Source organism: Psychrobacter sp. ANT_H3 (assembly GCF_027919975.1).
Lineage (GTDB): Bacteria > Pseudomonadota > Gammaproteobacteria > Pseudomonadales > Moraxellaceae > Psychrobacter > Psychrobacter maritimus.
The window spans coordinates 68,647-82,289 of record NZ_JAQISM010000019.1 but is presented as its reverse complement, the minus strand read 5'-3'; the positions used below and the strand labels follow the sequence as shown (position 1 = coordinate 82,289).

Annotated in this window: 14 protein-coding genes; 3 read left to right on the top strand and 11 right to left on the bottom strand. The window is 45.0% G+C overall.

The annotated features are described in order from the left end of the window. Window positions 1-9: 9 nt before the first annotated feature. The 11 genes from rpsS to PG901_RS10305 all read right to left on the bottom strand — a co-directional run bounded on the left by rpsS (window position 10) and on the right by PG901_RS10305 (window position 9,180). Window positions 10-285 carry a 30S ribosomal protein S19 gene (rpsS, locus tag PG901_RS10355; RefSeq protein WP_021813372.1) on the bottom strand — a complete coding sequence of 92 codons (276 nt, stop codon included), beginning with the start codon at window positions 283-285 and terminating at the stop codon, window positions 10-12. 12 nt (window positions 286-297) lie between these two features. Further along, a complete protein-coding gene (gene rplB, locus PG901_RS10350; protein WP_149490928.1) occupies window positions 298-1,125 on the bottom strand; it encodes a 50S ribosomal protein L2 in 828 nt (275 codons plus the stop codon). Between the two features lie 11 nt (window positions 1,126-1,136). Continuing rightward, window positions 1,137-1,487, bottom strand: a complete 351-nt coding sequence (gene rplW, locus PG901_RS10345; RefSeq protein WP_183621135.1) for a 50S ribosomal protein L23 — start codon at window positions 1,485-1,487, stop codon at window positions 1,137-1,139. Beyond that, window positions 1,484-2,086 (bottom strand): 50S ribosomal protein L4, encoded by a 603-nt coding sequence (gene rplD, locus PG901_RS10340; RefSeq protein WP_149490930.1) that lies wholly within the window; start codon window positions 2,084-2,086, stop codon window positions 1,484-1,486. The genes rplW and rplD overlap by 4 nt, the downstream gene beginning before the upstream one ends. Before the next feature lie 14 nt (window positions 2,087-2,100). Next, the gene (gene rplC, locus PG901_RS10335; RefSeq protein WP_201562653.1) at window positions 2,101-2,739 is read right to left on the bottom strand and encodes a 50S ribosomal protein L3; all 639 of its coding nucleotides are present in this window, start codon (window positions 2,737-2,739) and stop codon (window positions 2,101-2,103) included. A gap of 48 nt (window positions 2,740-2,787) precedes the next feature. Then, window positions 2,788-3,099, bottom strand: a complete 312-nt coding sequence (rpsJ, locus tag PG901_RS10330) for a 30S ribosomal protein S10 (RefSeq protein ID WP_010196670.1) — start codon at window positions 3,097-3,099, stop codon at window positions 2,788-2,790. Window positions 3,100-3,533: 434 nt separating this feature from the next. Continuing rightward, window positions 3,534-5,126: an Rne/Rng family ribonuclease gene (locus PG901_RS10325; RefSeq protein WP_271134372.1), complete on the bottom strand. Its 1,593-nt coding sequence runs from the start codon at window positions 5,124-5,126 to the stop codon at window positions 3,534-3,536. Window positions 5,127-5,245: 119 nt separating this feature from the next. Next, entirely contained in the window at window positions 5,246-5,980 is a 735-nt protein-coding gene (locus PG901_RS10320; protein WP_271134371.1) for a Maf family protein, read from the bottom strand. Between the two features lie 63 nt (window positions 5,981-6,043). Beyond that, entirely contained in the window at window positions 6,044-6,529 is a 486-nt protein-coding gene (gene mreD / locus PG901_RS10315) for a rod shape-determining protein MreD (RefSeq protein ID WP_201619945.1), read from the bottom strand. A 177-nt stretch (window positions 6,530-6,706) separates the two neighbouring features. Then, window positions 6,707-7,570, bottom strand: coding sequence for a rod shape-determining protein MreC (mreC, locus tag PG901_RS10310; RefSeq protein WP_271134370.1), 864 nt, complete (start codon window positions 7,568-7,570; stop codon window positions 6,707-6,709). 572 nt (window positions 7,571-8,142) lie between these two features. Next, on the bottom strand, window positions 8,143-9,180 hold the full coding sequence (locus PG901_RS10305; protein WP_201562784.1) for a rod shape-determining protein: 1,038 nt from the start codon (window positions 9,178-9,180) through the stop codon (window positions 8,143-8,145). Between the two features lie 940 nt (window positions 9,181-10,120). Between PG901_RS10305 and gatC the strand changes: the two genes are divergently transcribed. The 3 genes from gatC to gatB all read left to right on the top strand — a co-directional run bounded on the left by gatC (window position 10,121) and on the right by gatB (window position 13,533). Further along, window positions 10,121-10,435 carry an Asp-tRNA(Asn)/Glu-tRNA(Gln) amidotransferase subunit GatC gene (gene gatC / locus PG901_RS10300; RefSeq protein ID WP_183621128.1) on the top strand — a complete coding sequence of 105 codons (315 nt, stop codon included), beginning with the start codon at window positions 10,121-10,123 and terminating at the stop codon, window positions 10,433-10,435. 69 nt (window positions 10,436-10,504) lie between these two features. After that, on the top strand, window positions 10,505-12,007 hold the full coding sequence (gatA, locus tag PG901_RS10295; protein ID WP_271134369.1) for an Asp-tRNA(Asn)/Glu-tRNA(Gln) amidotransferase subunit GatA: 1,503 nt from the start codon (window positions 10,505-10,507) through the stop codon (window positions 12,005-12,007). Further along, entirely contained in the window at window positions 12,007-13,533 is a 1,527-nt protein-coding gene (gene gatB, locus PG901_RS10290) for an Asp-tRNA(Asn)/Glu-tRNA(Gln) amidotransferase subunit GatB (RefSeq protein WP_271134368.1), read from the top strand. The genes gatA and gatB overlap by 1 nt, the downstream gene beginning before the upstream one ends. Window positions 13,534-13,643 lie beyond the last annotated feature (110 nt).

Genomic DNA, 13,643 nt, shown 5'->3' with positions numbered 1-13,643 from the left:
GTAAGCACCTTATTTCTTAGCTTTTCTGTCAATGCCATGACCACGATACGTACGAGTCGGGGCAAATTCACCTAGTTTATGACCAACCATCTGTTCGCTCACGATAACCGGTACATGAGTACGGCCGTTGTGAACAGATAAGGTTAGGCCAACCATTTGTGGCAAAATCATCGAGCGGCGCGACCAAGTCTTAATTGGTTTGCGTGAGTTGGTGTCTAATGCATTCTCAACTTTGGCAAACAAGTGCGCGTCTATGAATGGACCTTTTTTCAATGAACGAGGCATGAAATTCTTCCTTTATTTCTTCTTGGCGCGGCGGCGGATGATCATACTGTCAGTACGCTTATTATGACGCGTTTTAAGTCCTTTAGACTTCTGACCCCAAGGGCTGGTTGGATGGCGACCTTTGTTACGACCTTCACCACCACCATGTGGGTGATCAACCGGGTTCATAGCAACACCACGAACAGAAGGACGAACACCACGCCAACGTGAAGCACCGGCTTTACCAAGTGATTTCAAGTTGTTTTCAGTGTTAGAAACTTCACCGATAACGGCACGGCAGTTCACATGTACGCGGCGTGTTTCGCCAGAACGTAGACGTAGAATAGCATAAATACCGTCACGACCAAGTAATTGAACGCTGGCACCCGCAGAACGAGCTAGCTGTGCACCTTTACCGATTTTAAGTTCGATATTGTGAATCACAGTACCCAATGGGATGTTTTTCAGCGGTAAACAGTTACCTGGACGGATTGGAGAGTTCTCTCCTGACATTACTGTATCACCAACTGCTTGTTTTTTAGCAGCAATGATATAGCGGCGTTCACCATCAGCGTACTTAAGTAAAGCAATGTGCGCAGTACGGTTAGGATCGTATTCAATACGCTCTACCGTGGCTGGGATATTGTCTTTAGTACGTTTGAAATCGATAATACGATAATGTTGCTTATGACCACCACCGATGTGACGAGTCGTGATGCGACCATTATTGTTACGACCACCTGACTTACTTTTTGATTCGAGAAGCGCTGCAAAAGGACGACCTTTGTAAAGGTGTGGATGCACCACTTTTTCAACAAAACGACGGCCTGGTGATGTTGGCTTTGCTTTTACGATAGGCATGAGTGTAATCCTTATTCGTTGTTCGCTGTTTCACTAGTAGAAGCAGTCGTTTTTGCGACGTCTTCACCAGCATCAGCCATTTGTACATCTTGACCAGCTTTTAAGGTAACGTAGGCTTTTTTATAGTCATTACGACGGCCGATATTCTTACCAAAACGCTTTGTCTTACCTTTAACATTCAAAGTGTTTACTTTTAAAACTTCAACGCCTTCGAACATCATCTCAACTGCTTTTTTGACTTCTAGCTTAGTAGCGTTAGAGTCAATTTTAAATACCTGCACACCAAGTGAATCGCCAAGCATTTGAGATTTCTCTGAGAATACAGGTCCTCTTAGGATCTGATAAAGTCTTGCGTTATTCATGCTAGTGCTTCCTCAAATTGTTTCGCAGCTTCAACTGACATGATTACTTTATCAAAAGCAATCAAGCTCACTGGATCCACTTCGTTTGTACCAAGTACATTGACGTGTGGAATGTTGCGAGCAGCTAAGTATAAGTTTTCGTCAACTTCTTTGGTGACGATTAGTGCACGAGGTGCGCCTAAGTCATTTAACTTTGCAATCAGCTCTTTGGTCTTAGGGCCAGAAACGCTTAGCTCTTCAACCAAAATTAGACGATCTTGACGAATCAATTCGGCTAGGATGCACTGCATCGCACCGCGATACATCTTACGGTTAACTTTTTGTGACCAATCTTGTGGTTTTGCAGCGAATGCACGACCACCAGAACGCCAGATTGGGCTACGAATAGAACCTGCACGAGCGCGACCAGTACCTTTTTGGCGCCATGGCTTAATGCCACCGCCAGAAACTTCGGCACGGGTTTTTTGAGCGCGTGTACCTTGACGAGCACCAGCAAGATATGCGGTGACGACTTGATGCACTAATGCTTCGTTGAATTCACGACCGAAAGCCGTATCAGAAAGCTCAACTGCCGCCCCTGTAACTGTTTTTAAATCCACGTTAATCCCCTTGCTTAGGCTTTGACTGACGGACGTACGATGACATCGCCACCGGTGGCACCTGGGATAGCACCCTTGATGACAAGTAACCCTTTTTCAACATCAACCGATATCACTTCTAGGCCCTGAACGGTAACACGTTTGTTACCCATCTGACCTGGCATTTTTTTGCCTTTGAAGACTTTACCTGGTGACTGGTTTTGACCAGTTGAACCAAGGGCACGGTGAGATACTGAGTTACCATGAGTGGCATCTTGCATGCTGAAGTTGTGACGCTTCACGCCGCCTTGAAAGCCTTTACCTTTACTCTGTCCTGTGACATCAACCATCTGACCTTGTTCGAACAAGTCAGCTAGGATCTCACCGCCAATTTCACGACCTTCAAGATCGCTTTCATTGGCACGAAATTCCCAAACACCACGGCCAGCTGCAACACCAGCTTTAGCGAAGTGACCTTTTTGAGCTGCTGTTACGCGGCTGTCACGACGGGTACCTGTGGTAACTTGGATGGCTTGATAGCCATCTACATCAGTATTTTTTACTTGAGTAATGCGGTTAGCACTGATCTCAACCACTGTTACAGGGATAGATGCGCCTGCTTCAGTGAAGACACGGGTCATGCCGCATTTTTTACCGACTAAACCGATCGCCATTTTAGACCTCTTTATATCTTATATTAATGGGTTGGGTGTTTATGTGCATTAACCCAAAGCAATTTGAACGTCAACACCCGCCGCCAAGTCAAGCTTCATTAGCGCATCCACAGTTTTGTCGGTAGGTTGAACGATGTCAACCATACGCTTATGAGTACGGATTTCGTACTGATCACGAGCGTCTTTGTTTACGTGTGGTGAAGTTAGAACGTTGAAGCGCTCAATGCGAGTCGGCAACGGTACAGGACCACAAACTTGCGCACCGGTGCGCTTTGCAGTATCAACAATCTCTTGTGCAGATTGATCAATCAGACGATGATCAAAAGACTTAAGACGGATACGGATTCTCTGGTTAGCCATGCCAGCAAGCTCCTAATATGTGCCTTTGTCATTCTTGCTTTGCAAGTAAATGAGCAAAAGCCGTTTGGTTAAATATTCACTTAAAGCGGCCTTCTGTTCTAAACCAGAATGAGTTCGTTAACGGAACTTATAGCGTACTAAAAGCAAAATAGTTTAAAGCCCCGCCGACCCTTCCATTATAGGATGTCAGCAAAGGCATAATGAAATAGTGCTAGAAACGATGCTCTAGCTGTCATAGCGCCAGCTGTTTGATTGGCTGCGCATATATAATTCAGTGGTGTGTATTATACATAATTTTTGACCCATTGCAAGGAGGTTATTTGCAATGATGTCAAATAGTGGTTGATATAAAACATTATTTGTAAAACACATCCCTACTCTTTATAGCAAAATAACTTATTAAATATGTATTTGAGGCAGTTAACAATCACATTTTAATCTAGAACAATATCATACTGCTCTTGGGTATAAAGATTTTCAACGTCAAAGGTAATTACCCGACCCAATAGGTATTCTAAATCTGCCACGGTGTCCGATTCTGAAGTCAGTAATAAATCTATCACGGCAGCGTGGGCGACCACGGTAAATTTCTTTGGTGAGTTATAAGTGCGAGCACAGCGCATGATTTCACGGAAAATCTCAAAGCAGACGGTTTCAGCGGTTTTAACAAAGCCGCGACCCTGACAGGTTGAACACGGCTCACAAAGCTGCTGACCGAGCGATTCGCGGGTACGTTTGCGCGTCATCTCAACCAAGCCAAGCTCACTGACTTGGGTGATTTTGGTTTTGGCATAATCTTGGGTCAGCTGTGCTTGCAAACTCTCTAAAATATCGTCTTTATGCTGCTGCTCAAGCATATCAATAAAATCTAGAATAATAATACCACCTAGATTGCGCAGACGTAGCTGCCGTGCAATAGCATGGGTGGCTTCGAGATTGGTTTTATAAACGGTATCTTCTAACGAGCGCGCGCCAACGAATGAGCCGGTATTGACATCAATCGTGGTCATGGCTTCAGTTTGATCGATAATCAAATAGCCACCAGACTTTAAGTCAACCCGCCGTTTTAGGGCGTCGCGTAAGTCGTCTTCGACACGGTGGACATCAAACAGTGATTGCTCAGCGGTATAATGCACAATGCGGTCATAGACAAAGGGGACAAATTCTTTGGCAAAGTATCTAACTTGCTCATAAATTTGTTCATTATCAATCACCACTTTTTCGGTATCGGCATGTACCAAGTCACGAATCGAGCGCAAAGGTAGCGATAACTCTTGATAGATAAGCTCGGAGCTTTGATTGGGCTTCATTTCTTGGCGACGGGCACAAATAGTGCGCCACAGCTGCAATAGATAGTAAATGTCTTCTTCGAGCTTATCGACAGGGACACGCTCAGCCGCTGTACGGGCAATGAGACCGCCTTTTAGGTTGACGGTTTGCATCAGGCTAGCAAGCTCAGTTTTCAGCCGTGTACGCTCTTCATCACCATCAATACGTTGCGAGATACCGATATGTTCACTTGATGGCAAATAAACCAAATAGCGTGATGGCAGCGAGATATTGGTGGTTAGACGCGCACCCTTGCTACCGAGCTGGTCTTTGGTGACTTGTACTAAGATACGTTGGCTTTCGTGCAGACGATGCTGAATCAGAGTTTTTGTAACGGGGACGACTTCAGTGCTTTGCGTACTGACAACGGGCGGTGTGATTGCTAATTCATCAGTAGCAGCGTCTATAATAGTGCGTTCATTATTGGTCGAGTCTTGGGCTTTGTTTTTCTTTTCGGCGACTGGACGCGGCTCACGCTGCATATCATTGACATGTAAAAATGCGGTGCGCGATTGTCCAATATCAACAAAGGCTGCTTGCATACCGGGAAGCACACGTACCACCGTCCCTAGATAGATATTGCCGACCAAACCCAGTTTATGATGACGCTCAATATAAATCTCGCCTAAGACACCGTTATCCAACACGGCGACCCGAGATTCCATGGGACTAATATTAATCAGCAGCTCTTCGGACATAATATTTTCTCTTATCACTCAGCTTTCTTGTGAAGCGTTCATAGTTTGGTAGCCTCACAGTGTACCAAATGCACCTTGCGTTTGCCCATCACCCTACCGTGTCATTATGTGCATAAGGGTTAGCCATCTACTTTTAGCGAATTGACAGCCTTAGCTTTATCCTCTGGTATTTCTTTTAGTTGCATGTCATTTATTTGCATCTTGTTTATAAGCGCCAATGTCTGTGCCAGCGGCAAACCAACCACATTGGTATAGCTGCCATTGATACGGCTCACCCATGCTGCACCCAAACCCTGAATGCCGTAACCACCCGCTTTATCAGCAGGCTCGCCGCTGTCCCAGTAATTACTCATCATTTCTATGGTTAAAGGTATAAAGGTCACTTCGGTACGCTCAGTAATTTTTTGCTGATTAACGACTTGCAATACTGGCTTATGATTTGGGCTGCTAGCATTCTCAGAGGAGAATGCTATATGGGTTGCTTGCACCGCTGTCCAGACTTCATGGACATTATCAGACATCTGCTGCCACATGCGATAAGCGTCTTCACGATTAGCCGGTTTAACCAGTACTGTCTTGCCGTCTGCTAAGACACCGATGGTATCAGCGGTTAAAACAATAATGGATTCGGGTAAATCAGCTTGTTTGTCGTTTAAGTTTTTATTCAATGCTCTATTTAATTGTTCGACTGCTGCCTCTGCCTTGGTGGCGACCATACGTTCAATATACGCTTTGGGCGCTTCGTCAATATGAGGCGTCTCATCGATATCGACGCTCATGACCGTGAAGTCCAGTTGCGCTCTGGTTAACAGCTCATGACGGCGCGGTGAGCCAGACGCTAAAATGAGTTTCATTGCTATTCTCTTATTTTATAAATTTATGACTTTTTATTGTTGCAGATTAATAAGCATCTAAAATCAGCGCGCAAATTTGCGTAATATAAATAGCACCAATGGCCAACTTATAATACTCATCAATAAAGATAAGGCAGATTGGGCGACAAAGGTATCTTGGATATACATCTGTAATATCCATAAAGTGACTTGGAAGATGACCAATCCTAGGCTGGCAATTAGCCACGCACTGATGGTATTCAGCTGTCTAATATAAATGCTAGTGACTTTTATCACCAATGCCACCATCACGGCAGCAAAGGCTTGCTGACCTAAGTGTGTGTCCATCAACAAATCAGCGATGATGCCAATGGTAAAGGCGGCAAAAACCCCAACATAACGCGGTTGAAACAGTAACCAAAAAATCAGCACCATCATCATAACCATCGGGCGCAATGTTGCCATGCTCGGGCTTAACGGATAAACACTGAGCGAGGAGGCGACAATAAAGCTCAGAACAATCACGGCAAGCAACAGCCCAGTTGCATTATCAGAATCAGGATATGCCATGAATACTTACCTTTAGCGAGTGTTTAGCGGCTGCTATTTGACTATTAATCTAGCATTGAGGGGAATAACACGGCGGTTAATGGTTAATAATATTTTTGGATATCATTCATTCATGTATCCATACATGCACGCTATGGATTATGACAAGCTATGCATGCTTATGAATAAGCTACTAAGCTATTGATTTTCACTGATGCCTGCATTGCGTTTATTGCTCAGCTTATCTTGTAGCACCAGCACATAAGCATTGTCGATAAAGTTTGCCGCTGGCGTGACTTCAATACTTCTAAAGTTATCGGCTTGCGTATCTTCAACATGAGCAATGCGCCCAACCCGATAGCCTGCCGGTATACGCCCGCCCAATCCTGATGACACTAGCTCATCGCCAACGCGCACATCTGAGGTTTTAAAGACGTAATTAAGGCGTAAAGAGGTCGGTATGCCCTCGCCGGTGACAATAGCGCGCTGTCCCGTACGCTTGACGGTTACGGCAACAGACTGCTGCTCATCGGTAATCAATAACAAGCGGCTGGTATTGGGATAGACATTAATAATCTGCCCTAAAATACCATCTTCATCGATGACCGTTTGACCCACTTGCACACCATCTTGCTCGCCTTTATTGAGCACCACGATTTGCCTGAGCAGATTGGTATCAGTACCAATCACTTGGGCCAAATTTAAATCAAACTGTTCGGGACGTGTGGTCGATAGGATACCTTGCAGGCGGGCGTTTTGTGCCAAGATATAATCTTGCTGCTGCAGCTTAGCTTGAGCATGGATAAGTTGCGACTTTAGTTGCATATTTTCGCGGCGTAGCGCTTCTTTAGATTGCAGACTGCCACTTGACCAGTGTTTTGCATAGCTTGGCAATAACGACAGCTCATAAATGGGCTGCATGGCGGCATGGGTGGTCGTACGTATGGGATTGAACCATTCTGGATTTTTGCTATCAAACCACATCAATATCAGCGCCACTATCAATACAATAGCAGTCTTACGAAGCGCTAGCGGTTGGCGAGCAAAAATACTTGGAATCATAGTTGGTCTAATCTAGAGGTTTTAATGTGAGCAATAACGGCTACTTGACATAACAATAGCAAATATCAAGATATAAAATATGACCCTATCAAAATTTTGTACTTAGCATCTCGATATAGTAGAACTACTTTACAATCGATACAATTTCAAAATCTATACCGTGCGACTGGGATGAATTTTTCGTAGCCTCTGTGATAACAGCAAGGAAGATTTATACCAGTCGCACATAGCTATAACGTCGCGCTTTTATTTTAAACTAACTATAGCAATGCTAAAAACCAATGACCAAAATGACCAAGCAAGTAATATCGTGCTGCTACTTAGTTTCAGCATGAATTTTGCCATAGGTTTTAGCATGGATTAATGTTATTAAAGGCAACCTGATTGGCTACCTTTAATAGAATAAAACGAATAAGAAAAAACGATTTTTATGATAAAGCGCCTACGCAATGTCATGCTAGCGTTCATCAAACAGAGCAAATATAGCCATGCCTGATTACTAACTATATAGGCAGTACGAAATAAACAGTACCAACTATATGAACAGCACCACCTATATAAGCAGTACCGATTTAGACAAAAATCATATTAAGACTTTTGTTATTGATAAAATCAAGCGAAATACCACCGCCACGGCTGACGCAAGTTAATGGGTCTTCAGCAACAGTGACAGGTAAACCGGTTTCTTTTGAAATCAGCTTATCTAAACCTCTTAATAACGCGCCGCCGCCAGTCAATACAATACCGCGTTCTGCGATATCTGATGACAGCTCAGGTGGTGTTTGCTCAAGTGCGGTTTTTACTGCGCTGACGATACCACTTAATGGATCGCTAAGAGCTTTTTGCACTTCTTCTGAATTGACCGTAAAGGTCTTTGGTACGCCTTCTGCCATACTACGACCGCGAACTTCAACTTCTAATTGGCTGTCTTCATTTAATGCCGAGCCAACTTCTTGTTTGATACGCTCAGCGGTGGTTTCACCAATCACGCAACCGTGGGTACGGCGTACATGAGTGATAATCGCTTCATCAAACATATCGCCACCGATACGAATCGACTCCGCATAGACGCAACCTGACAAGGCGATAACGGCAATCTCAGTGGTACCCCCACCGATATCAACGACCATCGAACCACTGGCTTCATGAACCGGCATGCCAGCACCAATTGCTGCCGCCATAGGCTCTTCTAGCAACAATACTTTGCTTGCGCCTGCTGATGAGACCGCTTCGCGAATCGCTTTACGTTCAACGAGGGTCGATTTGCAAGGAACACAAACCACCACGTTAGGCTGTGCCATAAAACGCTTGGCTCTTACCTTAGTGATAAAATGCTTGAGCATTTTTTGCGTCACTTCAAAATCCGCAATCACGCCGTCTTTTAACGGGCGAATCGCCGTAATATTGGCAGGCGTACGACCTAGCATTTGCTTGGCATCAATACCAACGGCAGCAACGGTAGGGTTCTGGGTACGATTACTTCGTAGCGCGACCACCGTAGGCTCGTCGAGCACCACGCCTTTACCAGGAATAAAAATAAGGGTGTTCGCAGTACCGAGGTCGATTGCGATATTATTTGATAAAAATCCAAACAGGTTCATGACTAATATATCCAGCGTCTTACAAATGAGGCGAATGAGGCGAACGAAATTGACTGAGGGGTTACTCGTCAGTGTTGAGCAGGTCGTCGTTAGACATGACCTGTGGCGAGAGTTTATCATCGCAACAAGTCAAACCGAAGCCATAATGATGAAATGCAAAAACTGAGCTAAATTATACCGATTTAGCTCAAAAAAAACACAGATATTTGCATCAGTACGCTAGGATTTTGCTCTTAAGCGCTAAAAGTTGTTACAAAGTTTGAAATGGCGGACAATACCACTTCATTTAATGAAACATCATTTAATTCAATAACTAACAAGGCGCTACAGCCATGTGACATTTCTGCTGAGTGTTTTGCTTATTAATTTGCTTAGCAGTGGGTGCATACTGTAACGTATTTCATAACCAAATAGTGACTAATTGATAATCAATCCATAACTATCCGGTCAATTTTGCAAATAGGGCTGTTTTCTAAAGTCAGCCTATAGGCGATCCGCTATAAAATGAACACAGAGCTACTGGTATTCATTTTGCGCAGCCTCTGTCTGCATAGGCACAGCAAGCAAGGAGAATGAATACCAGTAGCGCGTTATAATACTTGTACTTGTGTCATTTAAGATTGACTATATTAATAAAGACAGTTGCGCGCTTAGTAACAGCAAGGCTTAATAACAGCAGCGCCTCATAAAGCCAACGAGCAAAACATAAAAATGAATGAAGCATAAAGACCAATAAAGCATAGATAATAATGCAGCAATCAAAGCCCTGCTCTGTAATCTTGGCTGAGATGCTTTATAATAAGGACACTCTCTATAAAACATACAGATAGAGCCTGTGTTTTAATATTTTTTAACCTGTTTTAGTATGTTTTAACGATTATCTCTCTTAATACTGACCCATTTTAGTCATACCCTACTCTAATAAAAACTGTCCTTAACTGGAGAAATTATGTCACAGCCAACCCCAGCGACTGAAAATACTGTCAGCCGTCAAGAAATCTTAGAAGTTGCCCGCCTTGCGCGCTTAGGTGTTGATGAAGACACCGCCAGCAGCTACGCCGACGATATCACCAAAGTACTAAAGCTAATGCAAACGCTTGGTAATGTAGACACCACCGATATCAAACCCTTGTCAAACATTCATGAAGTTTGCCAAGATTTGCGCGCAGACGTCGCCAAACACGATATCAATCGCGAGCGCAATCAATCAATGGCGCCTGCTGTTGAAGCGGGTTTATACCTTGTGCCACAAGTGATTGAATAATTATTCTAATAATTTTTACCTTTATTTTATCCTATTTACTGCTACTCACATTTTGACGGACGACACCTTATGTCTGAACTTCACCTCTTAAGTACTCAGCAGCTTATTACGGGCTTGCAAGACAAACAATTTAGCAGCGCGGAATTAACTGAACATTATATAAAGCGCATCGACGCGCTCGACAGCAAGATTAACAGTTTTATCACTCATACCTCTGAAACCGCGCGCGCACAAGCACAAGCGGCCGACGAGATGCGTGCCCAAGGCGACAAGCGTCCGCTGCTTGGCGTACCGATGGCACATAAAGACATTTTTTGTACCCAAGGCGTATTGACGACCTGTGGTTCAAAAATGCTACATAACTTTATTTCACCTTATGACGCAACTATCGTCACCAATATCGATAAAGCGGGCATGATTAGCCTTGGTAAGCTCAATATGGATGAGTTTGCGATGGGCTCGGATAATGAGAGCTCGCATTATGGTGCGGTGCACAACCCTTGGAATCTAAATCACGTCCCCGGTGGCTCATCAGGTGGTAGTGCTGCCGCCGTCGCCGCAGGCTTTGTGCCCGTTGCTACCGCTAGTGACACGGGTGGTTCTATTCGTCAGCCAGCGTCATTTTGTGGTTTAACCGGTATCAAGCCGACTTATGGTCGTATCTCGCGTTTCGGTATGATTGCCTACGCCTCAAGTCTTGACCAAGCAGGTAGCATGGGTCGTAGTGCCATGGACTGTGCTTATCTGCTACAACCGATGATTGGTCATGATCCACGCGATGCCACTTCTATCAAACATGATATGCCAGATTATGTCCAAGATTTGAATGCTGCGGTCACTGCTGCTGGCGATAACGCGAAGCCATTAGAAGGCTTACGTATTGGCGTGGCAAAAGAGTACTTTACGAGCGGACTAGATACGGAAGTCGAACAAGCGGTACGTGTAGCGCTAAAGCAATACGAAGCGCTTGGTGCAACGATTGTAGAGGTCAATATTACTGACCCTGAGATTACCCTTGCGACTTATTATATGCTCGCACCAGCGGAAGCCTCATCGAACCTGTCACGTTTTGATGGCGTGCGTTTTGGTTATCGCTGTGAAAACCCAACCGACCTTCTCGACTTATATACGCGCTCACGCTCAGAAGGCTTTGGCCCTGAAGTACAACGTCGTATTTTGACCGGTACTTACGCGCTATCTGCTGGTTACTTTGATGCTTATTACACCAAGGCTCAAAAAGTACGTCGACTCATTGTCAAAGACTTCGAAGACGCTTTTGCTAACTGTGATGTCATCGCCAGTCCAACCGCGCCAACCGCGGCTTATAAGCTTGGTGAAGACCTTGACCCTGCGACGATGTATTTGGGTGACGTATATACCATCGGTGTCAACTTAGCCGGTTTACCTGCACTTAGTCAGCCTGTTGGTTTAACCTCAAACGGTCTACCAATTGGTTTGCAATTGATTGGTCAGTATTGGCAAGAGAGCAAGCTGCTCTCTACCGCGCACCTATTCCAGCAGCATACCGACCACCATTTACAACACTCTACCATCGCGAAGGAGACGGTATAATGAACACAGCAACTAATACTGATAATGCCGCTCACCAAGAAATCGTCCGCAAAGAGCTGTTCGTCGATGGCTATGAAGTGGTCATCGGGATTGAGATTCACTGCCAGCTCAATACCGAAAGTAAGATATTTTCCAGCGCGCCGACTGACTTTGGTCATGAGCCAAACACCCAAGCCAGTATCGTCGATTTAGGTCTGCCGGGTGTCTTGCCCGTATTAAACAGTGGCGTGGTCGATCGCGCCTTAAAATTCGGCATTGGCGTCAATGCTGAGCTGGGTTTATTTAATACGTTTGACCGTAAAAACTACTTCTACCCTGATTTACCAAAAGGCTATCAAATTACCCAAATGGCCAATCCTATCGTTGGCAAGGGTTATATTGATGTCGTGGTCAATGAAGGCGATAAAAACGAATACCCTAAACGTATGGGTATCACCCGCGCCCATTTAGAAGAAGATGCTGGAAAATCGGTGCATGATGCTGTCGATGGCATGACGGGCGTGGATTTGAACCGCGCTGGTACGCCATTAATCGAAATTGTCTCTGAGCCTGATATGCGCTCAGCCCATGAAGCCCTTGCTTATATCAAAGCCATTCACCAGCTGGTCACATGGCTTGGTATCTCAGATGCCATCATGGCAGAAGGCTCATTCCGCTGCGACTGTAACGTCTCTGTGCGCAAGCCAGGAAGCGAGCTTGGGACTCGTACTGAGCTGAAAAACCTCAACTCATTCCGCTTTATCGAGCGCGCTATCAACCGTGAAATCGAGCGCCAAATCGATATCATTGAGGACGGCGGTAAAGTCATCCAAGCCACGATGCTGTACGATCCAGAGCGCGATGAAACTCGCACCATGCGTACCAAAGAAGACGCCAACGACTATCGCTACTTCCCTGACCCTGACTTGCTGCCTGTCCGTATCGAGCAGCATACCGTTGATAGCATTCGCGCAGCGATGCCTGAATTGCCTGTTGCCCGCCGCGCCCGTTTTGAAGAGGCACTTGGTCTATCAGAATATGACGCTCGTATCTTGACTGGCAGCCGTCCGCTAGCCGATTATTTCGAAGATGTCGTCGCTGAGGTTGGACAACAAGATGCCAAAATGGCCGCTAACTGGGTCATGGGCGATCTGCTCGGTGCACTTAACAAAGATGATAAAGACATCATCGACTCGCCTATCAGTGCCAAGCAATTGGCTGGTATGCTAGCGCGTATTAAAGACGATACCTTATCTGGCAAATTGGCTAAAAAAGTCTTTAGTGCTCTCTATGAGCGTGAAGGCGGCGACGCTGATGACGCCGCTGATAAAATCATCGAAGAAAAAGGTCTTAAGCAGGAAACCGATACCGGCGCTATCAAAGCCATCGTTGAAGAGGTCATCGCGAAAAATCAAGCGATGGTCGATGAGTATCGCGGCGGTAAAGAAAAAGCCTTTAACGGTCTGGTCGGGCAAGTGATGAAAGCCAGCCGTGGTAGTGCCAATCCACAACAAGTAAACCAAATCCTAAAAGAGCTATTGGGTTAAGGTTAACTGCTCATTGGTTATGCTGACTATGATAAGTAAAATGCGACTCTAGATTTTGGCTAAAATAAATAGCCCTTGCAATATGCATAATTTTGCGTAAAATAGTCAGT

Coding starts and splice junctions, on each gene's coding strand:
- gatC (WP_183621128.1), top strand. CDS start 10,121: ATGTCACAGCCAACCCCAGCGACTGAAAATACTGTCAGCCGTCAAGAA.
- gatB (WP_271134368.1), top strand. CDS start 12,007: ATGAACACAGCAACTAATACTGATAATGCCGCTCACCAAGAAATCGTC.
- rplB (WP_149490928.1), bottom strand. CDS start 1,125: ATGCCTATCGTAAAAGCAAAGCCAACATCACCAGGCCGTCGTTTTGTT.
- rpsS (WP_021813372.1), bottom strand. CDS start 285: ATGCCTCGTTCATTGAAAAAAGGTCCATTCATAGACGCGCACTTGTTT.
- PG901_RS10320 (WP_271134371.1), bottom strand. CDS start 5,980: ATGAAACTCATTTTAGCGTCTGGCTCACCGCGCCGTCATGAGCTGTTA.
- rplW (WP_183621135.1), bottom strand. CDS start 1,487: ATGAATAACGCAAGACTTTATCAGATCCTAAGAGGACCTGTATTCTCA.
- rpsJ (WP_010196670.1), bottom strand. CDS start 3,099: ATGGCTAACCAGAGAATCCGTATCCGTCTTAAGTCTTTTGATCATCGT.
- gatA (WP_271134369.1), top strand. CDS start 10,505: ATGTCTGAACTTCACCTCTTAAGTACTCAGCAGCTTATTACGGGCTTG.
- PG901_RS10325 (WP_271134372.1), bottom strand. CDS start 5,126: ATGTCCGAAGAGCTGCTGATTAATATTAGTCCCATGGAATCTCGGGTC.
- mreC (WP_271134370.1), bottom strand. CDS start 7,570: ATGATTCCAAGTATTTTTGCTCGCCAACCGCTAGCGCTTCGTAAGACT.
- rplC (WP_201562653.1), bottom strand. CDS start 2,739: ATGGCGATCGGTTTAGTCGGTAAAAAATGCGGCATGACCCGTGTCTTC.
- mreD (WP_201619945.1), bottom strand. CDS start 6,529: ATGGCATATCCTGATTCTGATAATGCAACTGGGCTGTTGCTTGCCGTG.